Origin of the sequence: Siphonobacter sp. SORGH_AS_0500 (assembly GCF_002838835.1) — a bacterium.
Lineage (GTDB): Bacteria > Bacteroidota > Bacteroidia > Cytophagales > Spirosomataceae > Siphonobacter.
In genome coordinates this window covers 207,572-232,741 of sequence record NZ_NHPP01000008.1, presented here as the reverse complement: position 1 = coordinate 232,741, position 25,170 = coordinate 207,572, and the positions used below count along the sequence as shown (strand labels likewise).

Here is a 25,170-nt window from a genome sequence, read left to right as displayed (position 1 = left end):
ATACTAGTGGGGGTTTAGTGATAATTTAAGTTGTTTTGCAGGAATCTAGGGCGAACATTTTTGTACGGGTTGATCCCAGAAGAGTGGGTATCCGTCGGGTTCAGTTAGTGCCCAGTTAAGAACTTCACCTGTCTCCAGCGTCAGCGGTTCTCGGTAGGTTAGGAACTCATCAGCTAAATCCCAGTTATGATCACGTCCTTTGCTTTCAAGCAAGGAGCTAGTAAGTGCCTGAATGCCCATAGTCCTCATCTGAGCAGCTTTCTCTTCCCATTTGGCATAAGCCCCTACGTCAGGGAAAAGAATGACTCTACGCCCTTTTAATAGCTCCAGCGTTTCTTTAGAAGTAAGTCCGGGACCATTGCTTCCACCCGTAGCCAGCCAGATGTAGTTGTGCAGGTAAGCCGAGGCTAGAATGGCAGTCTTCTCTGATTCAACGATGGCTATTGTTTTGCTTTGATTAGCCGGCGTTAGTAGATGGGAGCCGAAGAGAACTTGCTTCAATTTGAAGTCTGTCAGATCCATTACTGAGTGCACCCAGTTAGGATGCTCGGTTTTCGAGCGTTTCCCAGTCACTGGATCATACCGCATGATCTTGCCTGCCCTAACTTCACCCTTGGGAGTAATCTGCCAAAAGATAGTCTTCCCTCCTTTAGCTGAGCCTACAAAGTACATAAGCAAAAGCTTTGCGGTCAGCACAACACCAAACAGGCTTTCTAAAAACGTAGCAAAATGGTTGCCTTCGTAGCTCTTCAGGGTCGCCTTGAATAAGTCATCCGGAATCAGCGACGGGGGTGCTTCCGGCAGTTTAGGCCTCTGCTGGATAGCGGTCATTTGGTAATCGTAGCCTTCTTCGCGATTGATAGGAGGCAGAAACGTATCTCCGCAGGCGTGGCAGTAACCATAGCAGTCATGGCCAATATAGGGAGCGAATTTGCCGTCTTTATTGGATTTGTTACAGGGGCAAGTTGCGACGCGTTTTCGGTTATTATCTAGTTTGAGGGGTGGAAGTTCGTTTTTCATAGCTTAAAATATGTAACTAATTAATAGTCAGAAGTTTGTCACTTAGTCAGTCAGTTGATCAGCAGTGACCGACTAAGTGTTCTCTAAGTCAGTCAGTCAATTCCCTATATAGGCGTTTGATTGACTGACTCACTTATATTTATACAGGTTTCAGGCTATAGATTTTAGAGTTTTGAGGCCCATTCCCAGTAGTCAAGTAGTACGCTTCGCCTTCATCACCATAAACTTCACGTTCCTCTTGCATGAACTCTTCAAGCCGCTTTCTGAGAGTATTCTTAGCATTCTTAGATTTCGCTACGAGTTGGGAGAAGTTTTTAGGCTCTTTCAGTTCTACGCTGAGGAACTCGGCCAACTCATCTAATGGATCTGCTTTATCGGGGCTGATGATCAATGATGGATCTGCTTCTCTCAAGCTGGCAGTTTCCGCGTCAAACTGCAGATACATCGGGGTAGGACGTTTAGCTGACCTAAGTTTAATGAACTGGATTTTGATGAGATCCGTCTCTTTGCCTTCAGCGGTGCGATCGTAACCAATACTAAGCACTGTGCTGGCCTTATTAGTAGCTTCCGTACCTACGTGACCACGAGCCTTTGCCTCAACGCCAGATGGGTTTTCATGTACTACAGTAAATACAGTCGCATTGTGCTCATCAGTAAGCTTGCCTAAAAAGTCGAGTAAGTTCAGTGCGTCAGAGTCATCATTAAAGGACCTAGCACAGTCAGTTAAAACATCCAGGAAGATACACAGATGGTAAGACGTCTGCTTTCGTATATAAGAGAGGTATTCTCGGACTGCATTAAGTCGCTCTTTACGATCTAGGTCCTTCAACGAAGTATAATAAAAACCATCAGGATCGTTGTATGGATCATACCCAGCCTGTTTCCTAATTCGCTGAAGCACTGGTGGAAGCTCCTCTTTAACGCTTCGCTCAGTGTCAATAAACAGCACTGCAAAACGTTCCTGATAAGGAGTTTTAAAACCGAGGAAGTTATTAGTACACCCTGGTCGCATGATCATCCGTGAAGCTAATAATTCGGCTAATCTGGACTTATGAGAGCCAAAGCGTCCCTGGATCATATTGACTGTTCCCCTGCGAAAAATACCAGTGCCATTCAGCTCCAACAGTGGTGCACTCTGTGTAACGGGTTTACTAGAGAGTTCTTTTAGCTTTTGAGAAGTCGCCGATAGTTTTAATACCAAAGGCGTTAACCCCTCTCTAGTATATTGCTCAATATTTGCTTCTATTTCATGGGGGGAAATAGGGTCTGGTATACCAGAATTGCTTATATTTACTGTATCATTCATGTGATTACACATTTATGTTTTAGGGTTGACCTGCCGGGGTTAACCCTTTTTTTATGCCTGCCACTGAATAGTGCTGAGTGTCTGGATAAGGGCAATAAGACGCCATTTCACGCGAGTACTCCTTTCTGTTGCTGGTACCAGTCGTAGAATTGCTGGAAGGAAGAGATGATGAGGTAAATGCCGCCGGCTGCTTCGACCTGACGTTGATACTCTTTTTGAGCTTGACTCTGACGATCCTTGCCAATTTTAATCTCGACCTTTATCGAACGGCCATTAATGGTTAGACTATAATCAGCACTGCCCTTCATTCCGGAGGTAGGTATACGCTTAATGCTTCCAATGACTTTTCGATGTCCTAAGCAGTCCTGTACAGTTTTGCGAGAATCAATGACTCTTCCTTCGGTAGAAATACGTTCACACTGGAATTGCTCAACGATTGAGAAGGTCTTTAGGCATTTACCCAGCCCATTAGCAGTGCAATCGGAGAATTTGGTACGGGGAATGGCATGAGAAGGAATAGTAGGACGTTGCTGACGCTTGAGTTCATTCCATTTATTCTCGAGCAAGAGAGTGGCTTTCATTTGCGACCTCCTTTCACTCGACCGCCCTCTAAATAGCCTACTAGCTCGTCTTTGCGGAAGTACAGACGCCCGTGGCGTTTAAGGTGAGGAATCTTGCCGATGTTGCTGTAGAGTGTTTTCTCTGCGATCCCCAGAAAATTAGAAGCTTGTGCAACTGTTAAAAATGAGGCTTCATCGTCTCGAGTTACTACCTCAGCATTAGGCAGATGCTTGATATCCAAAAGCAATTCTTCAATTCGAGCCAGTCTCGAATAAATAGCAGAAAAGGGATTGGCTAGTTCTGTCATGACCTTTGTGTTTAATGATGACACAAAGGTTTCATGACAGGAAACACTAACTAGTTTAACTAGTTTAAACTGAAATAAGCTGCTATTAAGGGTTGGTCTCTCTATAATTAGCTATATATCTATTTTTTTCATCCTGGGCGACTTTCTTGATTTTACCCTGGCCCATTTCAGATAGCTTTTCAATTACCCAGTCAAAACGCTTAGCCTTTGCCTTATAGCCCCTTTCTCCTTCTTTTCCCAGACCATACCTCTCCCTTGAGAGTGAGTATTTAACTATCTTATTTATTAGACCTTGTCCTCCTTGTTTATCACATAACTCTCCAATATAGTTAGCTTCCTCTAGGGTAATATTTATACCTAAATAGCCATACAACATCGCTATTCCTTCCATTTCACTGTATCCGCCTAACTCAACGTCTAATTTCGGCAGAGTTTGTGACGAGGATAGACTTGCTATAGGTTCTAAAGGCTTTTCCCCTTCTCTTTCAGCCTTAATATGTTTCAAGTAGTTAAGATAATGATGACAAACTGCATAGACGGCAACATTTACAGGACGCTTCTCGCCAATGGCCGGATAGCTATGTATTAGCTTTGTATATGTGTAATAACCTAAGCGAAGTCTTTGATATTCCGCAAACTCGCTTTTGTCTTCTGGGCTGTTCCCGTTTTCAATAACTGATCTCGATGGATCGTAATTAATAGAGAAAGAGATGAATGACTCAATGAACTTGATTTCTTGATTAATAACCTCTATTGGCACTGCAATCCCTGCGAACTTATCTAATAGTTGATATTTTAGATGCACAAAGTATTGCCTGGTAACTAACTCATGGAAGAATACCGCATTACTCCTGTAGTTCAATGGAACGCTTATTAATTGTGATCCCCATTCATAATACTCTCGATATTCTTCCTCAATTTGATTGTGTTCCCTAGTGCGAGCCAAAGCAAATTCCATGTTCCTAATTGAAGAAGATAACCCTTTAAGACCAAAGGCAGCCACTGTATAAGAGTTAATAATATCAACAAAAGCGTCTTGAGGCAGAGGGTTAGATTCTTTCCTATCCAATATGGCTGAGCAATCATTTATAAATGTTCTGACTTCCATAGCATAATGTCCAGCCTGATAACCTTTCAATGCACCACTTATATGGGAAACCCGATAAGGAGCTATATTTAAGAAGTTACAATCTAAATGCTCAACTGCTCGCCAATTGCCTCTCTTGGAATCGTCATAACCAATATAGAGAAGCCATTCTTTTAGTTCAAAATGCTGTAAAATAAGATCATTTGGGTTGTTGTCTCTTATTTTTTCATTTACGGACCTATATAAATCATATGCATGGCCTAGTCGATCTTCGATAACTTGGCGTACTTCATTAATGTATTGCATAGGTTCTTGATGCCGTCGAGCCTGCATTATAAATGCTTCTTTGGATGGTATGGATGTCACAGGGTCGGAGCCTATCTGAAAATCTAAGCACCAACTGATGAAGCTGGCACGATGAACATCATTGGTAGGAAGAATTGTAAATAAGTCGATCCTACTATTATCTATTTCAGAGGCTTTTACCCTAGCCATGGCAGGGTAAAAGCTTAACTCCACATGATTTAAACAATAAACCGTGTGAGGAAATTGGAAAGCTTTCCAAACTTTAAGCTTGTTTTCGTAATCTATTTGATCCCAAATAGCCAATACTTCTACTGCTTCTTCATAGGTTATAGGATTTTCCTCATTGATAAGTCTTTCATAGACAATTGAAGGATTTAGTATCTCATAAATCTCTTCCATCTTCCGTTCTGATGCCTCTAGGTAATCGTATATCTCATCACTTAAAGTATTGTCAATGTCTATTTGAGAAGCAACAAATTCCTTAGACACTTCTTTATTATCCTTAAATTGCATCGTTTTTATGGGTTACAAGCACTCGGACAACTTACCACGGTCTCCGGGTGCTTTTGTTTTATTAGCCTTTCAGTGTTTTAATCAACCGCTCTAGCGTTTCTTGTACGGTTTCCCCAACTAGTGTGATAAATGGGCCTTTATCGCCCGTCGTCTGAGCATGTTCCAGCGTATCATAATAGCGGAGACGACTAGCTACATCACCTTTCAAAATAGCAATCGGGTATCCATGTTGCATAAGTACCAGGTTCATTAGCAGCCGGGCCGTGCGTCCATTGCCATCAATAAATGGATGGACCGTTACCAGCCTTTCATGGAGTTCGGCGGCAATGGCTACGGGATGACCCGTAGCTTCTGCATACCAACTCCAAAGTTTTTGCATTTCTTCTGCTAGGACATAGGCCGCAGGAGGCACATGCTTGCTTCCTCTGATTAATACAGGTACATCCCGATACTTCCCTGCATTTCTCGGATCGATTCCCCGAAGAATCAACGCATGAATATCTAAACACACCCGCTCATCGATTGGTATCTCACGACGGGCAATGTCTTTAATGAACTCTAATGCATCGCGGTGGTTGATTGCCTCCAAATGGTCTTTTAAAGGTTTACCACCAATGGTCATACCTTCGTTAATAACCAGATCCGTTTCCCGCAGAGTCAGCGTATTGCCTTCGATTCGGTTGGATTCGTAGGTATATTCTAGCTCAATGGCCTGGCGGATACGTTCGTTATCCAGGTGTCGATAGCTATCAAACTCCGCCTTTAGTTGGTTTAACGTAGTATATAGGGGTTCATGATTCATTGTATGGCATCTGTCTCGGTTACGTTCCCTAATTACGTAAGGGTTACATTAACGCTTCTAAATACTTCTTGGTTTTCTCGTCATCAAAGCTACCTAAATATGCTTCCGTCGTGGCGATGTTCGCATGCCCTAGTGACTGTGAGATAAAGGCAATGGGAGCCTCTGAGCGAAGCAGGATCGTGGCAAATGAATGCCGGGCTGCATAGGTCTTTACATCACCCTCCACCCCTACTGCCTCGGCAATCTTGGTCATGTACTTATTGGTGACTTTAATGACCTGGCGTATGATAGCTCTTTGGCGTATAGCATCCATCGTTTCTTCAAGAAAAGGGAATACGTAGGCATCAGGCCGGTTGTCTGTATTCTTCCAACGCTTAATGATGGCCCAGCTTTCCTCAAACAACATTGCCTGAATCTTCAACTGATCTGCCTTTCTGGTTCTGGCTGTCTTCTTGCGAATGAATACAATCTTATTTTTCTTCTTATCGATGTCCTTCCAGCGGAGGTGAAGAATATCGGCGAAGTTCATGCCATTGCTGTAGTAAGAGAACGCCCATAAGTCACGGCTCCGTTGTTCCATCCCAGGGGCACACTCATAAGCCATGATCTTATCGATGTCTGCTTTATCCAGGGCCTTCTTCGTGTTCTTACCCGCTGGAATCACATACCTCTTCTTGCCGAATGGATACACATCTTTGGAGATGATACCGTCGTCAATAGCATCATTGAACATCGAGCGTACGTGACGCAGGTAGATGCCAATAGTCGTAGAAGAGGCTGGGCTAGGCTTGCCAGAAGGACTTTGAGAGCTTTTGCCGTACCGTTTCATCCAGCCTTCGTAGTCGGCTAATAGTTCAGGCGTAACTTCTTTGTAAGTCAGCGTAATGACAGGAGAAGCGGCCTTCTTTGGCAAAGCAGCCAGCCCTAAGTCTTGACGATCCGCTTTAGATAGAGAGCTAACGTAGCGAGCCAACGATCTTCCTGCGGCGTCATAGGCAGTAGCATTGCCTACCCGTCCCTGCTTACGCATAGAATCGGCTTTTCTGGATATGGCTAGTAAGAGGTCCGTTTTATCGAAGTCCTCGACTACGGAATCTGTTCGATAAAAGGCTTCTTTAAAAACGTCGAAGGAGAACACGGGAAGCTTGTCTACTACCTCTTTTGCCTTCTTGATGAAAGGCTCTAGCGAGTCATAGATATGGCGTATCCGCTCAGCAGATTTACCATAGCCGCCTTCGTAGCAGCGAACCAGCTTATCAAAGTCTTCCTTGGTTAGAAACACCCCGCCTTTGATTGGAAAAGAATATTTCCGGTTCTCACGCTGGAAGATGACTCGAAGCTTCACCGAAATCTTCCCATTCGATGACGGATCAAAGGCAAGCTTGATTTCGGCTTTTGTGGTATTCATACATGGTTGGTTAGATCGTGCTGGTTAGATTATTCTCAAAATCCCATAACTCACCAGCAAACTCACCAACAAATCTAAGAATTAATCAGCTATCAATGAGAATGAACGGGGAAACAATTTATTTACAATACTGATATTCAGTGCTTTTATAGCAACACAGGGAAATAGTAGGATTCACTGGGAAAGCGATAACTATTGACTCATAATCAATTGGTCGTAGGTTCGAAACCTACAGGGCCCACCCTCATAATCAGGCACTTAGCATTCATTTGCTAGGTGCTTTTTTGCTTGATGAGCCAACAAACAAGCCAACATATTCAGTGATGAGGTACCCTGAGGCTCTTTCTTGAAGAGGTTTGGAGCCTTTGAATTTTAGTCAAAATGTACCGAAGGGGTACCGACTAAACTGACAAAAGTCGTTTTTCCGAAGTTGGAGAAAAACCTATATATGCAAAAAGCACCCAGCGGTTGTTGCCAGATGCTTTAGATTTTTGCGTTTAAGTCCTAAAAGGGTACTGACTAAACCGACAAAAGTCTATATACGCTACTCTTCCTTCACTTTGCTACTGGCATACACTCCTACTACAGCCTCTAGTTCCGCTGCATAGTTGTAAATGTCATCCAACGACTTAATCTCCACCTTCGTTTCCTTCTTAGCTGCATCAAATGTTCCCAGATACTTTTTCGTCTGAGCATTCAAATACAATCGACAGATGGGTCGACGGTTGTTATCGTCCAGGAAGATGGCAAAGTAGGAAAGTGCATCACGATGCGTAATCCGAGCTGCAGGCACCTTCGTTCGAAGGATGGACCGAACAATATAGAAGCCTTCCAGTTCCTCCTCTGTGGTAACAATCTCCGCTTTCTCTTTATCGGCCTGAGTTGGTACTGAGGGCAAAGCTACAGTCTCATTAGACGCATTTGTAGACTCTACCACAGACGATGAGGACAAAGAGTCATCATTGGTAATCGCGAGCTTCAATCGGTCGTTTAGCGTATCGTTAATGAAGTTAGCAATGGTTCGCTTTAACAGAGGCTTATAGTACTCCAGTACCTTTGCGGTAACAGCTGTGGGATACACCTGCTTGACAAAATGTTTGGTAAACTCATCACCTGGGTCATTGAATTCCTTTTGAAGCAACGTTCGTAGCTCATTGGAGTTCTTGGATTCAAACGCTGACTGATAGACGCTATTGACGTCAAAGCTTGACTTATGAAACTCCTTTAGCTTTTCAATCTGTCCGTCTTTGATGGCTTCCAGATTGAATTCAAAGAACGGCTTCTCATCCATCTTGTTAGCATCCACTAGATCCGTGTAGAAGCGAAAGATTAGCCCGTTCGTGAGGATAGAGAACTTAGCCTTGGAGACGTGGAAGTAACGAAGTAGCTGCCCATCATGAATGTCCAACGACTGTTTCCAGTGTTTGCATTCAACTAGGATAACCGGATGTCCTTCTTTAAAGATAGCGTAGTCAATCTTCTCTCCTTTCTTGATACCAATGTCACAGATGAACTCGGGAACGACTTCCAGCGGATTAAATACATCGTAGCCGAGGACTTGAAGAAAAGGCATAATGAAGGCATTCTTGGTAGCCTCCTCGGTGTGGATGTTATCTTTTAACTGAGATACGCGTTCGCTGAGTTGGCGAACCTGGTCTTTGAAGTCCATAGCGGCGGTGTAGGGTTAAGGTACTGTTTTACGGTTAATTCATTTTAGCAATAAACTAAGTTTTGATTGAACTATAACTGCTGTTCGCTCAATTGCTCTATGTCTATTCTATTGTAAAACAGCCTTTAAGGTTATCACTCGCCTGAAAAAAGATTTTGTTTGAGCCTCACTTTCAGCACTTGCGTCACTCTTGGGTCTCGCCAGTTTTGTCGGCACTCCTCGTAAGACGTTGCACCCCAAAGGATATTTGCCTCATTATCAGGCGATAGCTATTTTTTAAGAGTGTCAATGTGTAACTGTGTAATGCTAGCTAGGAAACAGAGCTAACGATCACTGGGAAATAGGCTTTGATTGGAATCGAGTACAATAGGGTTGGCATTCCTATCTACTTCTCCTTTGAGGGGGACCGTCCACAACGCCTTTCCCGTTGATTCTTCTATGGCATATAGGTGCCGATCTGTACTGATCTGGAAGAGGGTGCCATTGGCATAGACGGGTTGGTAGGGATAGCCCCTTCCATTGGTATTGTAAAAGGCTTGATACGATCCATCATCACCGTTGATTTGGTACAAGCTACCATCCAGGCTACTCCAATAAAGAAAATCGTTATGAATAGCTACGGGAGAATTGGATCTTGCAAACTCCATTTTCCATCTTTGCTTGCCATCTTTTATGGAAAGCCCTCGCGAGTACATGGCGTAGTTTTGATGGCTTGAAATCACAATAGTATTTGAGGTAGCTCCGACCACATATGAACTCACAAGGCTAGAAGAGGAATTATTTGAACTGACCTGTTTATCCCATTTTGCCTTACCTGTTTTGGCATCAATCTGGATTAACCTTTCATTATAACTTATAGCGGTTTCAGTAGTTCGGCTCTGGTCAACTTCAGTAACAAAAGTATACAGGCTACTATTCTTAAAACAAAAGGTTAAGCCAAACTGAGGGCTTACATAGGTCTGCCATTGAACCTGCCCGGAAGCCGGTTCTATACAAAATATGCTAGTATAGGTGGTGCCATAAATGAGTCCATCATAGGCACGAAGTATATACGCTTTTGAATTAGGTGTATCTTTAAGGACAACCGAAGGTTTCATCTCCCATTTCTTTTGGCCTGTTCTGGCATCCAGACCTACAATGAAGTCCTCGCCTGCCGAACACAATACCCCTTCAGCAGAGGCAAATTTATATACCCCAAGGCCTGGCCTAGCAAATGATGTTTTCCAAACGATCTCTCCTGTTTTCATATCATGAGCCTGGATCTCACGACCATTATTATTAGTGTACAGGAGCCCATTTGAAGCTGCTGGACCTTCAATCATGGTTCCCTCTACTTGTTTTTCCCAAAGAATATCTCCAGTCTGAGCATTAAACGAGTATAACCTTCCCTCTAGATCAGAGATAAATACAGATGTATTGGTGCCGATAAGTTCTGGTGTAGGAACAGGTAGATTTCCCTTTTTACAGGCACTAGTAATGAAGTAAAAGGTAAGTAGGATGATTACACTAGAAAAAGGTTTCATAGAGGTTAACGGTGGACAACGGACTCAAGCAAAGATAGCATGAAGTCACTGATATTATCAGCTACTACGTATATGGTCCCTCCTATCTCATAGAAATATAAAGCGGGTTTAAAGGTAGAAGTACTGTATCACGAAATGCCTTTGCATAAATTTAAGTTTGATCTCGTTCGCTCGGATGAGGTATGCTATAAATTGATACGAAAATGCTAGGGGAACGTATAGCTCAATCTTCTGAATAGTTCATTAGCAAGCTATATTGCAGCCTATACCACCTATGGCATTATACTTTCTAAAAGGTTGTTCTATAACTGCGGTTATGTTATGTGAGCTAACAAAGATGCAAGCACTTTCTAAATATGATCAGTTTCTTAGAAAAGTCGATAAATGAGTTGGAGTCGAGTGAACCTTTTCATTCAACTGAATTTGAATCCTCTTTAATAGCAACCTGCTATAAATTGAGGGACAAGAAACTACAAAATTACTCGACTGAAGATTTAAGGATTATGATTGGCCAGAACATTGGTCTAACTTGGCTGATTCCCTTAGCTCTAGACAAGTTGAAAGTCGATATTCTTGCAGAAGGCGACTTTTACGAGGGGGATCTATTGGTAAGTGTATTGAAAACTAGTCCATCCTATTGGCGTAATCATTCGCTCGAACTGGCCACCTTTACCACCCTACTTGAGAAAAGCCTTACTTCTCTTGCTACTAGTGATGCCCCAAAAGCAGTACTAGAAAACGTCTATCAGAGCTTGCCTAAACTGAGAGCTATTTCTTTTGTATAAGTGATTTTATGTTAAAAACCTTCGTTATCGACTGCCATTTTATTATTGACAAATCCGGACCAAGTATCAAAAGACTCGAATAAGGGGAAACGGCTATCTCCAGATCCTAACCAAGTCAAATGCACTACTACCCACTCGCTAGTATCTACCACAACTAATAGATCATCATTAGCAAAGCTTCTCCCAATAAGTTCAAGGTGTCTTCCAAACAGTGGGTGTCGCTGAGTAATTTCCTTATTTAATTGAAGTAAAAAAGAATCCCTTTGGCTTGTTGGGATCTCCCCCCAAGGCTCTAACCAAGTTCGTTCTTCTGGCCTCTTTTTCTGTTGCATAATCAATTGTTACGTTAATCGCCATAGCAGTAGTTTAATGCAGGTTCTAAAGTGGCAATAAAAAAACTATTTCAGAAAGGTACCTGCCACTGATCAGAAAAAATAAACACCCCGAGGAGGAGTGTTTATCTGCTTGTACGGAAAAGATTCAGCTAACTGGCTGCTCGGAACGTCTTAATTAGTTCCAGCGTCCGAAAGGTTAGATCTGATCCCCCTGGCAATGGAATCTTACGTTTCAGCCGAAAACTAGAACGCTCAAGCTTCCTATCATTCATCCAGCTTATCCTGACTGCCAGATAAACTAGAGCGTAGAAGGGTTATCTAAGAAAGAGGAGAAAGTGAAGCGGTTTCTTTATAGGGGACGGTACATCGGTCTTTTGTAATGATTACGGAGCTACCGTGAAGACTTGATTTAACCTGCGGGTTAACCTTGCCGATAAAACCGGCAGGATACCCCACAGGTACACCGAAATAAGCTTGATTATCGTTCCATGTATCATGTGGAAAAAAATGGGGTATACGAACCATTCCTTTGGAGAGGTGGAGTACCTGTAGAGAAGCAATATTCTAAAATAGAGCAATCAAAGGTTTTGAATTTCAAGAGAGTAAGATTATAAATAAAACGACCCGCTAGGATATACATTTTCTAGAGGGGCATTTGTAAGAAGGTTATTATAAACTCTCTTCTCTATTAAATTCATTTTTGCATGTTTGGCACCGATTACTGATGCAACATTAAACATGAATATGAGTCTTTGTACAAAACTAACCTTATGCAAAAGACTTTTGTATTCCTAATAAAGAGGAGCTTGCTAAGCACTTTGCTCATGTGTTTATCTTACAGCTCTCTATTTGCCCAAGAACGCAACCTGTACGCCGAAGCAATGAATGCCTATCAGCAGAAAAAATACGTTCAAGCAAGCCAACTTTTTGGGCAGTTGTTTACTAAGCAAGGCTATCGATTACCAAGTGGCCAACTCTATGATGGTGCCTGTATCTATGCCTTACAAGGCGATCATGAACAGGCGTTTCAGTTATTGAACTATCTCGTAACCAATCGATTCTATAGTAATGTAGACCATCTGTTGAGTGACACCGATTTGACGACTTTGCGTGACAATGAACCCTGGACGGCCATCATTCAGCAGGCTCGTGAAAACAAACGGACCTTGCCTGCACGGACTTATGGCCGCATCAAATCCTCGCTTTTAAAGGCCAAAGCAATCCTGGCGGCCGATAATGGTCAGTTGTGGGGTGAACCCATCTGGTCGAATCAGATCCTAGTGTTAGATACGGATAACACCATTTATAGCCTGGAACCGTTACCGGAAAGCACGACAAGCGATTCTGTCTTGTACACCAAGAAAGTAACGCCCACCCAGCTAAGTCAAAGTAACTCAGCACAGCCCTATTTGGGGAAACAGTACGCCATTGTGCTGACTAGCTACTTAAGTGATAGTAGTGCTACGATTATTCATGAGTTGTTTCACCTGCTCCAGTTTAAGCATCGAATGTTTTTAGGTAATCCGGTCAACTACCTGGATCGCTATGAAGCTCGTCAGTTGTTACGTTTAGAATTTCAGGCTTTGCGAAATGCACTGAATGCCGTTCGTAAACAAGAGACGCCTACGCTAGTGGTTCAGTATATAGAGGATGCTCTGCGATACCGAAAAGTGCGTCAACAGGCTTATCAAAACGATCTAGAAGGGGAATTACAACTGGAAACGCTAGAGGGAATGGCCAACTACACGGGCTACAAATTGTCTACTTATTCGGATAAGTACGAACGAGCAATGCGGGAACTGACGATGCGGGAAGAAGCATCCACGTATACCCGTCCTTTTCCTTATGCGACCGGTCTGGCCTATGGCTTATTGTTCGATTACCTTCACCTAAACTGGAAAGAGCCTCTTGACCACATCTACAATTTTCGGGCACTCTATGAGCGGCTTACCAAGCGAACCATTTCGGTTGATAAACAGGCCTTCCAACGGGCTAACCGTCGGAATAACTATTTGAGTATTCACCGTCAGGAACTAGCTCGTTACCAACAGAACGAAGCTAATCTAGCGTACTATACCAATCGATTCGTTCATCAGCCTACTTTGCAGGCTACTTTAGTCGATACTGTCTTTACACGCAGTTTTGACATGAACGGTACACTCGTGCTAGGTAATCGTGGCCTGGTGTATTCAAATCTGATAGGCACGAACACAACGGGCCGAAACTTCGGGAACTTTCATACCTTGCCAGCGAAGGAAAAGCTGGGTGTGTCAGGCATCTTAGGAACTCCTGATGGTCGAACGTTTATTTTTTCGAAACCGATTCAGATTACTGATCACCAAATTATTGGAGAGGACTATGAAATTGATTTAGCTGAAGGATGGGCAGTAGAAAAAGTCAACCCCAAAGGGGACTTACGACTATATAAGAAGAGCCTTTAGCGTTGTCAACTACACTAAAAATAGTTGACAATTTTAGGATCAAATTAAATAGGCAAACTCGTTTTAAAATGTCGACTATTTTCTTACTTACAGGATTTACGAACCCGCCATTTTTAGGTAGCTTGTCTTTCATTCGATGAGCTTGCTAAATACCTACGTAATACCCACGTATTTCCTATGAAATAAAAGGTTTTACGTGGGCAGGGAGTATAGGAGAAAGCTATTTAGAAAAAAGCATAGATATCATTTACTTGATATCCATGCTTTAATTTGAAGAGTCAACAGTATGTATGCTTAAGGCGTCAGGCCTGGTATTAAAAGTTCGTTGTAATTGAAGAATTGAATGAATCACGACAAATGGCAGTAGAAATGAACGTGTCATTCAGACCAACAGAAAGACAAATAAAACAAATCCGCTTATGGTTAGAAGAGGAGGAGCGGAATACTCAAGAAGGCTTCTACTGTAACTGGAATTCTATAAAAAGCTCATATGATGAAAAAAGCATTGCCATTATTCTCGAAGGAAGAAAAGCCATCGGTTTTATAACCTGGCATGGGGGAGGTGAGGACTCTAGTGCAGGTATTGACATTTCTGAAATACATCCGGATTACCGTAGAAAAGGATACCTGAAGCATATGTTTAATGAGCTCTGTCAACATTTGGTTGCTCAGGGAACCGTAGCGTTGTGGTTGCGATGCGTGCCGGCCGCCTCGGAAAAGGCTTGGAAGAGATTAGGCTTCACCAGGTCTCCGGAGGTTATGCAGCATACGAACACAAGGAGTCATGAGGGACCCAAGATGTATAAGATCATAGTACCTCATCTAAAACCTGCTAAAAAGATAAGTACAAAGGAAGTGGTTAAGCTATGGGATCAGGAACCGCATGAAGCAAGGAAGTGTGATCCAGCCTGGCAATGGAATCTCAAGTTTCAGCTGAAAACTAGAACCCTCAAGCTTCCTATCATTTATCCGGCTCATCCTGACTGGCAGATAAACTGGAGTGTAGATGGTTTATCTCAGAAGGAAGAGAAGGTAAAGGGTTTTCTTGATCGAAATCGGTACATCGGATCCTTCGTAATGATTACGGAGCTACTGTGAAGTAACCTGCGGGTTAACCTGCCGATAAAACCGGTAGGATAACCCGCAGGTACACCGGTAGGATAACCCGGAGGATACCCAACCAAATAAAAAGAATATAAACAGTAAAAACATTAAAACACTAAAAGGGCGTTTTCACGCCTTTGCGTCGAGCTGTCTTTTTAAATCAATACCTATTGCTCTCAGAGACGAAAAGTAAAGAAAAGCCATCCCCCAGTTCCGCGGCCCCCCTTCCAGTTTTTGAAATCTTGAGTGTAACCAGTCGAGGAAAGTACTCGTGAAAAGGCCTGAGTTTTGCCATAGCTTTGAATGGGTAAGCCTGGCATTCTTCTGGCCCTCTCAGAAACCGCCGAATTTGTGCCTTCTTTTAGCTTAGGATTGATTTGTACTCCACTACTAGTATAAGTAATTTAAACGCCTCTACGGAGTTTTCTGAGAACCTGTAAAAAATCAATCAAAGGTTTTAAATTTCAACAGAGTAAGATTATAAACAAAACGACCCGCTAGGATCTACTATTTTCTAGAGGGTCGTTTGTAAAAGGTTACGGACAGTATAAGTGCTATCTTTATTTGTATATCTAACTTTTCCAATGCAGTACTCGTAGCCTATGAAAACAAGAATATGTTGGGCAATTTTACTAATTGTTGTATTGGGGTGTCAGTCCAAAAACTTTGAAGAGATTGAACTATCCTATAGTAGCACTTTTGAAACTGACTTTTCAATGAAGATTTCAGAGTCCTATCAAGTCTGGCTAAGAGATCATTTTAATAGATACGAATTTACAGCAGACAGTGCCACCGCCCCTAAAGAAGGTATCTACTACCTTTCCACGCTATCTGGTAATCAACAAGATACGCTCAATCTATTTCTGAAAAATATTGATTTCAAGAGATTGGATAGTAGGTATTATGAAGATTACAAAGATGGAAGAGAGTATAGATTTTACATCAGAACGAAGGCTTTTGCGAAGACCATATACGTTCATAGGGATGAATCACCTAAAGAGCTAGACTCTTTGGTTGAGTGGCTAAAAGAAACTAGAAGAAGGGTAAAATTGGTAGAAAGCTCGGAAGAAGTATATTTTAGAAGTAGGTTGTGGTTACCTACGCCGCCCCCACCACCTGAGATAATACATGAATAATTTTTGTTGCATAAGTGTCTGTATGTTAAACTGTTATTGTCCCCATTTGTGATAGACCACCATTTGAGTTCTAGTTTCATTGAAAATGACGTAACCCTCTGCTAGGTAAGTACTATCTGTATCTGAGTCTACATTTAGCATTTCTGAGGTAAATCTTAAAACAGTACCGCCATCGTTGAACCACTTAGGAAAGTGGCTTGATAACTGAGAAATGGGTATGTTCTCAGAAATATGAACGCTATCGATGAAGGTCCAGTTGTGGTTGATCGCATAAGATACTGCATTGGTAAAAGTTTGGTTAGAAGATGTTGTCCATAGTATGGTTCGAGACCCTCCCCAAGGACCTTGATCGCTGAAATTCTGAGTAATTTTTTCCTTTTTATATTCTAGCCAAAAGCCACCCGGCATAAAGCGATCACAGGAGAAGATCAAAATAGTACTTAAAAATAATAGGAGGGTTTTCTTCAAAGCCATTAGTGTTGTATAATCAAAAGTTATATTAATCGAATGGTCTAGGGTGTAAAATAGGCAACCTAACTCTAAATGATCTTTTCGCCTACTGCCTAGGGAATGAGATAAAATATTGACCTACATAATCGTCATAGGCCATGGTACCGCCATTGATAAAGCAGAGATAGAAAAAGGTAGCAGCCTTTGTACCATAATGCCACCTGCCCATCGTGTATATCTTTTCCTTATTATTCAGAAATGCTCTCGATCTTTCACCAAAGGCATTTAATGAATACTCTAAGCCGTGAGTTTGGTAGGTTTGAACAATGTCTTGATCTAATTTGAAAGGCTTGTTCCAGACCATATGCCAACGAAGAGCTATATCTTTTGCCTCATTACATGTAATAGATATCTTTTGATTAAAACAATCATATAGATAATCATAATAGATAGAATAGCTTTTATAGTACTTGTTCTGGTAAAGCTTCTTTAAGCTATATACATCCGTTATTACTTTTAAATCCTTTGCTACACTTATAATGACCAATTTATCTTCAAGCGGTGGTGGAAGTTCAGACTCTTTATCAAAATCAGATGGGAAGCTCTCTATAAAACTTCGATCAAAATAGTCAGGTGATGAAGAGTTGGACTTACAATCCACCATTAACAGTAAAGGGTAAAGGATAAAGTATTTAAACATAACAGGTGGAGATCGTCACAAAAGCCAAGATAGAATGTTTTCAAATATCTCCCAAAAAGACATTATAATGCCGCCAGAACCGGTAGTCAGCCGACTCAGTTTTGAGTTGACCTCATCATTGACGGCTTATAAGTTTGCGTTACCTTTGACTACCCTTCATTCTATTAATCATGGCATCCATCCGCATTGAAAAGGTAGGGGATATTAACGTAACCTATCCTTATCTGGAACTCTTTCAAGAACAGCAGATCAATCCATTTATGGAAATCGGCATTACTGACCACCAGGAGCTTTCGCTTACCATTTATCCCGTAGCTGAAAAAGTAGTATTGACCTTAGAGCAATGGGAACAAATATTAACGACTGCTAAAGAGTTCCTGCCTAATACATTGAGAGACGAAGAGGACATTCAAGATATAGTCTAGTCCTTAGAGCAGCCGTTGCTTTAAAGGGTGATCCTGAATCACTTTTTAAACGGAAAGTCCAACTTTGGACTCTCTAATTACCCTATAAGGTAATCCAGAGTTACCTTTTGCAAAAGGTGGAATAATCCCACCTTATAGATCATCCGAATCACCTATAACGAGTCCGCTGGCAGTGAGCAAAGCGAGCAGACAGATAGCTTATATAGTTCGCCGTAGAGGCCCTTTGTGATGACTAACGACCAATAACTTGCACGGAGGAAAAATCATATCGGTGATTATCAAGCAGTTTCGGTTTATCGGATTAGGGTTAGCTATCTAGTAGGCTGTGACGATTGAGGGGATTACCTATATTTACACACTTAGGCTAGCACATCTCATGCTCATCAACATCCTTCAAAGTATCTGGGCCTTAAGCATGCTCACCTTCATCGTAGGATACTTCGCTAAAATGTATTTTAAGCACAACCTGGATCAGAGTCTAAGCCCGGATCGTGTTAAGCCCTTTGCTTCTACCTATTTTACACTTACAAGCTGGGAGAAGATCCAACTGTTTTTGAGAAATGAGTATTCTCAGGCTAAGTTCACCTCTCAACAGAAACGCATGTACAAGGCCGTAGACGTCTGCACATGGATCATCTGGCTAAGTGGGTTAACCTTTTGGCTGATAGTACTCCTCAATACGATCCTTGAACGTTTGAAGATCATCTGAGACCACAAATTAGTTTAATACAAAAACCTCCTAGCAAATACTCCGGGGGTAGGTCAAACGCTTTTAACTACCGGGGAGGGTCAAGCAAGTACCCTTTCACACGGGTGTGCCTATAGTGAATGCCCTAGTATTTATTTGAATCCAAGCTCTAACGTATGAACTGGCAGGCCAACATCAATACTATTCGAGAAATCTATCCGGGGCATTTTCAAATCATTATTGATTTTGCTACCAATGCCATTATCAAACATTTGATTCGAGAAGACTATTCAATGGTTTGGGTACACCATCATCAAACCTTCCCCTATGCTGATTGGCATTCTTTTGAACTACCAGTAGCCAAAGATTCAATGAATCTAACCGTTAAAGCCCGACAAGTAAACTTTGACTTTATTTTGCCAACGCCTGAATTCTTAGAGCTTTTACCTACTCTAGATAAGGGTATCAATCTGGTTCAACTCAATCGGCTGCCACCTGCGTATCTTGATCCTCAACGAATCCAGGGAAAAACACGCTATGATCTTTTAAAAAGAGAATGCGACTACCTCTTTGAGCTTTATATTCCTTCCGCAACTGACTACGGAACACTCGTGAGTCATGAGCGATCTTGGTTAGAATCTCTCCTTACTAATTCTAACATCAACTGGAAGGACTTACCTTAATTGACTGCATTAAGGGTTCACAGAATCTTTTGAAATGTCTTATGATTTCTTGCCTAATAGCTCAACCGCTTCTATATACAATTACCAAGCTAATCATGATACAAAAAAGCCTGCTTATTTCCATAAGCAGGCTTTTTCTGTAAATCACTCTTCCAAGCCGCCACTCATCTGAATGATTTAGTGATGCTAAAGTACAGCAAAGAAGGCATGTTTGTCCTAGGTTCTCGATTAATGGTTGATTTCAGACTACGAAATGCAGTTTTTACATGCTTTTCGTTCTACTATACCTAGTATACTTAATCTCTACTTGCGATCGAAGAAGGGAAAAACGATACGAAGAAAGGGCTTATATTTTTCCAACCAACCCATATCTCTCCGCCAACCCCACAAAGCCCTATCAGCAGAACTGTCAAAAGTGCCTTTACGTGTCTCTATTTACAAATAGGCTACCCACAAAAAAAGAAAGCCCGACACCATGCCAGGCTTTCTTAACTCCTATCAGGTTTTGCAAACAGAGAGATAGGAGGGGTTGATTCAAAGATAGTAACTCCTGGCATTTTATGCAAGCTTTCATGCCGAACTTTTTATGACGTATAATGTACCGTTCTGGGGGCAAAAATTACTGTCTAACGTATAAACCATACAGTTGATAGAATAACAAATTTCAGCATTGTTCTCCGCTCTACCTTTGAATCATAAATAGGTTTAGAGGTTAAGATTTTGAAACGCTCCTGTGCATCACGGGAGCGTTTTTTATTCTTTCTAATCCTCGTCGTTCCGTTCTACAAAATCATCATTGCCGTTTTTTGCTTCCTCTGGCTCTTCAGATGTTGGATTCAAAGGCAATACATTTTCCTGCGGAATGTCTTCGGGCTTGCTTTTCTTTTCTTCTTCTCCTTCCGCTGTATTTCGTTGGATAAAGTTGTCTTCGTCGGGTTGTTGCGAATGGTTCATGGCTAACTATTTGGTTTAAAGGAATTCGGTTAAGGGTCCTGCTTCTTTCAAACGATACCCTTTTTCAGTCTGTTGAATGGTCAGAGCTTCGTGAAGCGGATCGTGATCGGAGAAAAGAATCCAGTTTTCAGCAAGGGCTTGTTCATAAAATTTCTCTTTTTCCATCATCGAATCCAGAGGCCGGATGTCGTAACTCATTACGTAATTGATGGGCACGTGGGCCGAGGTGGGTAATAAATCGGCCGTAAATACTACGGTCTGCTCCCCTACTTTGATTTTGGGTAATAGCATTTTTTCGGTATGCCCATTCATCGTCAGTAGCTCTATTTCCGTGCCAAAGGATTCCTGATCCACAAATTTCAACTGGCCGGATTCCTGCATGGGAAGTATATTCTCCTTTAAAAAAGTTGATTTCTCCCGGGGATTGGGTTTCATGGCCCAGGCCCAGTGATCACTGTGAGTCCAGTAATGAGCCTTTGGGAAGGTTAACTCATACCCATCCCGCCGGCTGTTCCATTGCACCGCTCCTCCGCAGTGGTCAAAATGCAGGTGACTCAGCAATACGTCCGTTACTTCATTCGGACTAAAGCCAGCTTTTTGAATGGACTGGATTAAATCGCCTTCGCCGTGACGGTAATAGAAATTTTGCCAGCGAGCTTCCTGCTTATCGCCCATCCCACAATCCACCAGAATCAGCCGATCGCTGGTTTCGATTAATAAACATCGCATGGCCAATGGCACATGATTATTAGCATCCGTCTCGGTAAGTTTTTGCCAGAGCACTTTTGGCACTACACCAAACATGGACCCACCGTCAAGCTTAAAATGACCAGCGTCAATAGTATAAAGTTTCAAGGAATGATTAAAGTCTGGTTTGAAAAGGTAAGGTATAAAAAACAAGCTAATTCAGCCCGTCTTTTGTGGTATAAAAGCGTATTAATGAAGATTTAACCTACCTTAATTTACTGACAATCAAACACTTGATGACTTTTTAACAAAATTCCCCCAACGGTTCGTACAGTCTTTTTGATGAAGTACCGTTAATGAATAATATTGCCTGAAACAAACTTTAATTTTCAATCTTAACAACCAAGTTTATGAACAAGTTACTGGCCGTAGCTCTACTATTTTTAGGAGTTACATTTACCACGCAGGCTCAATCTGCAGAAGATAAAGTAAAAAAAGCCAAGGTCGATGCCAAGGAAACCAAGGCAAAAGCCGACGTGAAAGCTAAGGAAGTAAAAACCAAGGTCGATAAGGAAGTAAAAGAAGCAAAAACTGACGTAAAGAAAGAAGCGAAAGAAGTCAAAGCGGATGTAAAGCAGGGAGCGAAGGAGGTGAAGGCTGAGACTAAAAAAGTAACTCAAAAGGTAACCAAAGACGAAGCCGACGCTACGGTTCAGAAAAAAGTAGCCGGAACGGACAAAATGGTAGGCAAAGATGCCAAAGGTCGTAACATTTACGTAGGAGCCAAAGGGGGTCAGTATTACATCAACTCCAGCGGTAACAAAACGTATCTGGACAAGGATAGCAAAGTCAAAATGTAGTCAATATACTAAGAAAAGCAGAGAGCCTGATCGAATCGATCAGGCTCTCTGCTTTTGTATTACTTACCAACCCACGCTGGTATCATCCGCCCGGGGATCGGAACCTCCTTCGAGCGAGCCATTAGGTAATACCAGAATGCAATCCATACGACCCAGTGTTCCGGTCTGAGGCTCGATGACATATCCTTTACTTTTCAGGGTATTGAGCACTTTATCTGAAAAACCACCGCGTTCGTAAGTTGTGCGGTCAGGTAACCACTGGTGGTGGAATTTCAGAGCATTGACCGCTTCCTGCATGCCCATGCCGTGGTCAATGACGTTACTAATCGTTTGAAAAACGCTGGTAATAATCGTTGAGCCGCCGGGTGTTCCAACTACCATGAATAACTTCCCGTCTTTTTCCACAATCGTAGGCGTCATGCTGGAAAGCATTCGCTTACCGGGTTGAACCGAGTTAGCCTCCGCTCCAACTAATCCGTAAATGTTAGGCACGCCGGGTTTTACGGCAAAATCTTCCATTTCATCATTCATCAAAAATCCGGCTCCGTTTACCACAACCCGGCTGCCGTACCCATTATTAATCGTCGTGGTGATCGACACTGCATTGCCTTCCTCATCGACCACCGAAAAATGGGTGGTTTCATTACTTTCATAACCCGCTATAGCTCCACCCGAAATGGCTTTCGAGTCGCTGGCTTGGGCCCAGTTGAAATCGCTCCAGCGTTTTTTCAGATATGCAGGTTCCAGTAACTCTTTAGCCGGAACTTTGAAGAAATCAGGATCGCCCAGCCACTTAGCCCGGTCCGCATACACCCGACGTTCGGCTTCGATAACAACCTGCGTCGTCGAATCCGAGTGCCAGCCCCAGCGTTTGAGAGGGAATGGTTCCACCATCTTCATTAACTGAACCAGGGCAATTCCCCCCGAAGAAGTCGGCGACATGGAAATGATTTTATACCCACGATAGGTATCCGCGATGGGCGTTCGCCAGGCCGAATGATAGTCATCCAGATCTTTCTGCACAATGGGGGCTTTTGCTACGGACATTTCTTTGATTAACAAAGCAGCGGTCTCGCCTTCATAAAAGCCCGCCCGCCCTTTTTCCTGAATGCGGCGGAGCGTTTTCCCTAAATCAACCTGAACAAAATTTTCGCCTGTTTTCCACAGCGTATCGGGTTCCATTTTCAGGAAATAAGGCTCACCGGGATTGTATTTTTTAATATCTGAACGCACCCGATTCAGTCCTTTGGCTTCATTTTCAGTGAGCGACACCCCTTTTTCGGCCAGATCAATGGCGGGTTGAAGGACTTCTCTCCAACTCATTTTCCCAAATTTCTGATGGGCCATTACCATGCCATCTACCGAGCCCGGTACACCACTTGCCGAAGGTCCCAGCCAGGCCATGTTAGGTACGACGTTACCCAGCGAATCCAGATACATATCACGGAAAGCCGCTGACGGAGCTTTTTCACGAAAATCCAGAGCAAAACTTTGTCCGGTTTTATCCCGAAATACCATGTAACCTCCGCCACCCAGGTTTCCCGCCGAAGGGTGAACCACGGCTAAAGCAAAGAACGTAGCAACGGCTGCATCAACCGCATTACCTCCTTTTTTCATGACCTCTGCCCCTACTTTTGAAGCTGCCGGGTGAGCCGAAGCCACCATCACGTGTTTTTCAAAAACACCTTTTTTATCGGAAATAAAAGGCTTGGCGTTCGGGTCGTCCGTAATGAATTCGTAGGCTCCTTTACTGAGTTTTTGCGAATTTTTCCGACAGGAAACGCTGGTGATTAATAAAACAGGAATAGCTAAAAGGGACAGATATTTCATGGGGAGTACGAAGTTTTGAAAAGGGAAAATACGAAATGTATTTGAGTTGGAGTGCCTTCGGCCTATGGTTTTGAGTGGGAGGTTCTTTACTAAGCTCTTCCTAAAGAAAAAGTCTGACCAATTTTTCATGAAATGGGTCAGACTTTTTCCAAGAACTATCAATCAATACCTAAGGATTAAATTAAGCCGGTTGAGTCAGGAATTCTTCTTTTCGAATTTCGTAAAAGGAATGACGGAGAATAAGACTGGCCGCTACATTGGCAATGATGCCCGCCAGTAAAAAGTAGAAAATGGCAGAATGTCGATCGGTCATTTCCAGCACGAGAATGGCGGAGGTAAATGGCGTGCGGGTTACTCCGGTAAGAAAACCAATCATACCTACCAAGATCAATAGGTTATGGTGTTGCGTGGGAATCGTAATGGCATATTCCAGCAAAAAGGAACTTAGCATAGCCCCGGAAGATAATGAAGTAGCAAAAATTCCGGCGGCTCCTCCCGCTGAAAATGACAGGGCATTGCCAATAAAACGAACCGGGAAAGCATACCAGGCAATATGCTGCGTGCCCTCAAACAGAGCCTGATTGATTAACTCCTTACCCGACCCCATGGCCTGAATGCCTGAGAAATAAATAATTCCGGCAAACAAAAGGCCCAGTCCAGTAACGAACAGGAGCTGTCGGGTGAGTCCCTGAAAGCGTTTTCGAAGGGCTGAAATCAACAGTAATAACTTGGTAAAAGCAGAACCCGCCAGGCCAGTTATGAAGGCAATACCAACCACCAGCCAGATATACTCAAGGGGTAAGCGGGTAATTTTAGGAAATCCCAAAAACAGATAAGGCCCGAGTAAAAACTGACTAGTCATACCCGCAATAATCACCGAGCTAAGTACCGCTGTTCGGAAAACGGCCAGGTGAGCCTTGGTAAGCTCTTCCACCACGTATACAATACCACCCAAAGGCGTATTGAAGGCGGCGGCCAAACCGGCAGCTCCCCCGGTAACGATCATCACCCGCTGTGAAACTTTATTCCAGGTAATAGGAATCAGTCGGTAAATCGACTCAAAAATAGATCCGGCAATCTGAAGCGTTGGGCCTTCTCGCCCCGTCGCTCCTCCGCCCAAAAGCAAAACCAGATTGCTAGCTACCTTTACCAAGGCAATGCGGATGCTTAATAACTTATCGACTTTCCAGTGGGCTTTCGTTTCGGCCAAATCTACGGCAGCCATCAATTGGGGAATACCGCTACCCGAAGCCGACGGAGCCATGTAATACGTTAATAACCAGGCTCCGCAAAAACAGAGTGGCGTAGTAATGAAAATCAGGTACGGATGACTTTGGTACCAGTGCATCCCGGCATGTTCAACCCAGGCAAATATTTTTTCATAGCCCACAGCCATTAAGCCTACCAAAGCCGAAGCAATCCATAAAGGAGCTGCCCGCAGAGGTGCGGTCGATAGGTTATGGTCGATGAACCAGCGATTGATTTGTTGAAAGCCCGAACTACGGCTGATTTTTTTGAGATACCTGCGTAAACGTATCTCCCAAAAGTTTAAGTGATATTTACCCCTCATTGCCATATATACATGATCGT

At 42.8% G+C, this 25,170-nt stretch carries 24 protein-coding genes; 8 read left to right on the top strand and 16 right to left on the bottom strand.

Annotated features, from left to right (window positions below):
• Positions 1-45: 45 nt before the first annotated feature.
• The 9 genes from BWI96_RS11830 to BWI96_RS11790 all read right to left on the bottom strand — a co-directional run bounded on the left by BWI96_RS11830 (position 46) and on the right by BWI96_RS11790 (position 10,502).
• The gene (locus BWI96_RS11830) at positions 46-1,020 is read right to left on the bottom strand and encodes a DUF6371 domain-containing protein (protein ID WP_106636837.1); all 975 of its coding nucleotides are present in this window, start codon (positions 1,018-1,020) and stop codon (positions 46-48) included.
• Positions 1,021-1,159: 139 nt separating this feature from the next.
• Positions 1,160-2,326, bottom strand: a complete 1,167-nt coding sequence (locus BWI96_RS11825; protein WP_157830331.1) for an AAA family ATPase — start codon at positions 2,324-2,326, stop codon at positions 1,160-1,162.
• Positions 2,327-2,433: 107 nt separating this feature from the next.
• Positions 2,434-2,907, bottom strand: a complete 474-nt coding sequence (locus tag BWI96_RS11820) for a hypothetical protein (protein ID WP_106636835.1) — start codon at positions 2,905-2,907, stop codon at positions 2,434-2,436.
• Positions 2,904-3,194 (bottom strand): helix-turn-helix domain-containing protein, encoded by a 291-nt coding sequence (locus BWI96_RS11815; RefSeq protein ID WP_106636834.1) that lies wholly within the window; start codon positions 3,192-3,194, stop codon positions 2,904-2,906. The genes BWI96_RS11820 and BWI96_RS11815 overlap by 4 nt, the downstream gene beginning before the upstream one ends.
• Positions 3,195-3,279: 85 nt before the next feature.
• Positions 3,280-5,100, bottom strand: a complete 1,821-nt coding sequence (locus BWI96_RS11810; protein ID WP_106636833.1) for a hypothetical protein — start codon at positions 5,098-5,100, stop codon at positions 3,280-3,282.
• Positions 5,101-5,161: 61 nt separating this feature from the next.
• On the bottom strand, positions 5,162-5,902 hold the full coding sequence (locus tag BWI96_RS11805; RefSeq protein ID WP_106636832.1) for a Fic family protein: 741 nt from the start codon (positions 5,900-5,902) through the stop codon (positions 5,162-5,164).
• A 43-nt stretch (positions 5,903-5,945) separates the two neighbouring features.
• Positions 5,946-7,310: a site-specific integrase gene (locus tag BWI96_RS11800; RefSeq protein ID WP_106636831.1), complete on the bottom strand. Its 1,365-nt coding sequence runs from the start codon at positions 7,308-7,310 to the stop codon at positions 5,946-5,948.
• Between the two features lie 544 nt (positions 7,311-7,854).
• On the bottom strand, positions 7,855-8,979 hold the full coding sequence (locus BWI96_RS11795) for a type I restriction endonuclease (RefSeq protein ID WP_106636830.1): 1,125 nt from the start codon (positions 8,977-8,979) through the stop codon (positions 7,855-7,857).
• Between the two features lie 323 nt (positions 8,980-9,302).
• Positions 9,303-10,502 carry a PQQ-binding-like beta-propeller repeat protein gene (locus BWI96_RS11790; protein WP_106636829.1) on the bottom strand — a complete coding sequence of 400 codons (1,200 nt, stop codon included), beginning with the start codon at positions 10,500-10,502 and terminating at the stop codon, positions 9,303-9,305.
• 356 nt (positions 10,503-10,858) lie between these two features.
• Between BWI96_RS11790 and BWI96_RS11785 the strand changes: the two genes are divergently transcribed.
• Complete coding sequence (locus BWI96_RS11785) at positions 10,859-11,287, top strand: contact-dependent growth inhibition system immunity protein (protein ID WP_106636828.1); 429 nt, start codon at positions 10,859-10,861, stop codon at positions 11,285-11,287.
• An 11-nt stretch (positions 11,288-11,298) separates the two neighbouring features.
• On the opposite strand, the gene BWI96_RS11780 is transcribed toward BWI96_RS11785, so the two are convergent.
• Positions 11,299-11,619, bottom strand: a complete 321-nt coding sequence (locus tag BWI96_RS11780) for a hypothetical protein (RefSeq protein ID WP_106636827.1) — start codon at positions 11,617-11,619, stop codon at positions 11,299-11,301.
• Between the two features lie 827 nt (positions 11,620-12,446).
• Between BWI96_RS11780 and BWI96_RS11775 the strand changes: the two genes are divergently transcribed.
• The 3 genes from BWI96_RS11775 (at position 12,447) to BWI96_RS11765 (ending at position 16,303) form a co-directional block, all read left to right on the top strand.
• Complete coding sequence (locus tag BWI96_RS11775; RefSeq protein WP_106636826.1) at positions 12,447-14,063, top strand: hypothetical protein; 1,617 nt, start codon at positions 12,447-12,449, stop codon at positions 14,061-14,063.
• 369 nt (positions 14,064-14,432) lie between these two features.
• Positions 14,433-15,161 carry an N-acetyltransferase gene (locus BWI96_RS11770; RefSeq protein WP_232793690.1) on the top strand — a complete coding sequence of 243 codons (729 nt, stop codon included), beginning with the start codon at positions 14,433-14,435 and terminating at the stop codon, positions 15,159-15,161.
• A 608-nt stretch (positions 15,162-15,769) separates the two neighbouring features.
• Positions 15,770-16,303 carry a hypothetical protein gene (locus BWI96_RS11765; protein ID WP_157830330.1) on the top strand — a complete coding sequence of 178 codons (534 nt, stop codon included), beginning with the start codon at positions 15,770-15,772 and terminating at the stop codon, positions 16,301-16,303.
• 33 nt (positions 16,304-16,336) lie between these two features.
• Here the strand turns inward: BWI96_RS11765 and BWI96_RS11760 are convergent, their stop codons facing one another.
• Complete coding sequence (locus BWI96_RS11760; protein ID WP_106636823.1) at positions 16,337-16,777, bottom strand: hypothetical protein; 441 nt, start codon at positions 16,775-16,777, stop codon at positions 16,337-16,339.
• A gap of 82 nt (positions 16,778-16,859) precedes the next feature.
• A complete protein-coding gene (locus tag BWI96_RS11755) occupies positions 16,860-17,417 on the bottom strand; it encodes a hypothetical protein (RefSeq protein ID WP_106636822.1) in 558 nt (185 codons plus the stop codon).
• Between the two features lie 206 nt (positions 17,418-17,623).
• On the opposite strand from BWI96_RS11755, the gene BWI96_RS11750 reads away from it, so the two are divergent.
• The 3 genes from BWI96_RS11750 (at position 17,624) to BWI96_RS11740 (ending at position 19,249) form a co-directional block, all read left to right on the top strand.
• Positions 17,624-17,878 (top strand): hypothetical protein, encoded by a 255-nt coding sequence (locus BWI96_RS11750; protein WP_106636821.1) that lies wholly within the window; start codon positions 17,624-17,626, stop codon positions 17,876-17,878.
• 376 nt (positions 17,879-18,254) lie between these two features.
• Positions 18,255-18,587, top strand: coding sequence for a hypothetical protein (locus BWI96_RS11745; RefSeq protein ID WP_157830328.1), 333 nt, complete (start codon positions 18,255-18,257; stop codon positions 18,585-18,587).
• 155 nt (positions 18,588-18,742) lie between these two features.
• The gene (locus BWI96_RS11740; protein WP_106636819.1) at positions 18,743-19,249 is read left to right on the top strand and encodes a hypothetical protein; all 507 of its coding nucleotides are present in this window, start codon (positions 18,743-18,745) and stop codon (positions 19,247-19,249) included.
• A gap of 762 nt (positions 19,250-20,011) precedes the next feature.
• Here the strand turns inward: BWI96_RS11740 and BWI96_RS11735 are convergent.
• Positions 20,012-20,203, bottom strand: a complete 192-nt coding sequence (locus tag BWI96_RS11735) for a hypothetical protein (protein WP_106636818.1) — start codon at positions 20,201-20,203, stop codon at positions 20,012-20,014.
• 15 nt (positions 20,204-20,218) lie between these two features.
• Positions 20,219-21,058: an MBL fold metallo-hydrolase gene (locus BWI96_RS11730; protein WP_106636817.1), complete on the bottom strand. Its 840-nt coding sequence runs from the start codon at positions 21,056-21,058 to the stop codon at positions 20,219-20,221.
• 242 nt (positions 21,059-21,300) lie between these two features.
• Between BWI96_RS11730 and BWI96_RS11725 the strand changes: the two genes are divergently transcribed.
• On the top strand, positions 21,301-21,750 hold the full coding sequence (locus tag BWI96_RS11725; protein WP_106636816.1) for a hypothetical protein: 450 nt from the start codon (positions 21,301-21,303) through the stop codon (positions 21,748-21,750).
• Between the two features lie 63 nt (positions 21,751-21,813).
• Here the strand turns inward: BWI96_RS11725 and ggt are convergent, their stop codons facing one another.
• Positions 21,814-23,580 (bottom strand): gamma-glutamyltransferase, encoded by a 1,767-nt coding sequence (gene ggt / locus BWI96_RS11720; protein ID WP_106636815.1) that lies wholly within the window; start codon positions 23,578-23,580, stop codon positions 21,814-21,816.
• A 181-nt stretch (positions 23,581-23,761) separates the two neighbouring features.
• Positions 23,762-25,150, bottom strand: a complete 1,389-nt coding sequence (locus BWI96_RS11715) for a chloride channel protein (RefSeq protein WP_157830327.1) — start codon at positions 25,148-25,150, stop codon at positions 23,762-23,764.
• Positions 25,151-25,170: the final 20 nt, after the last annotated feature.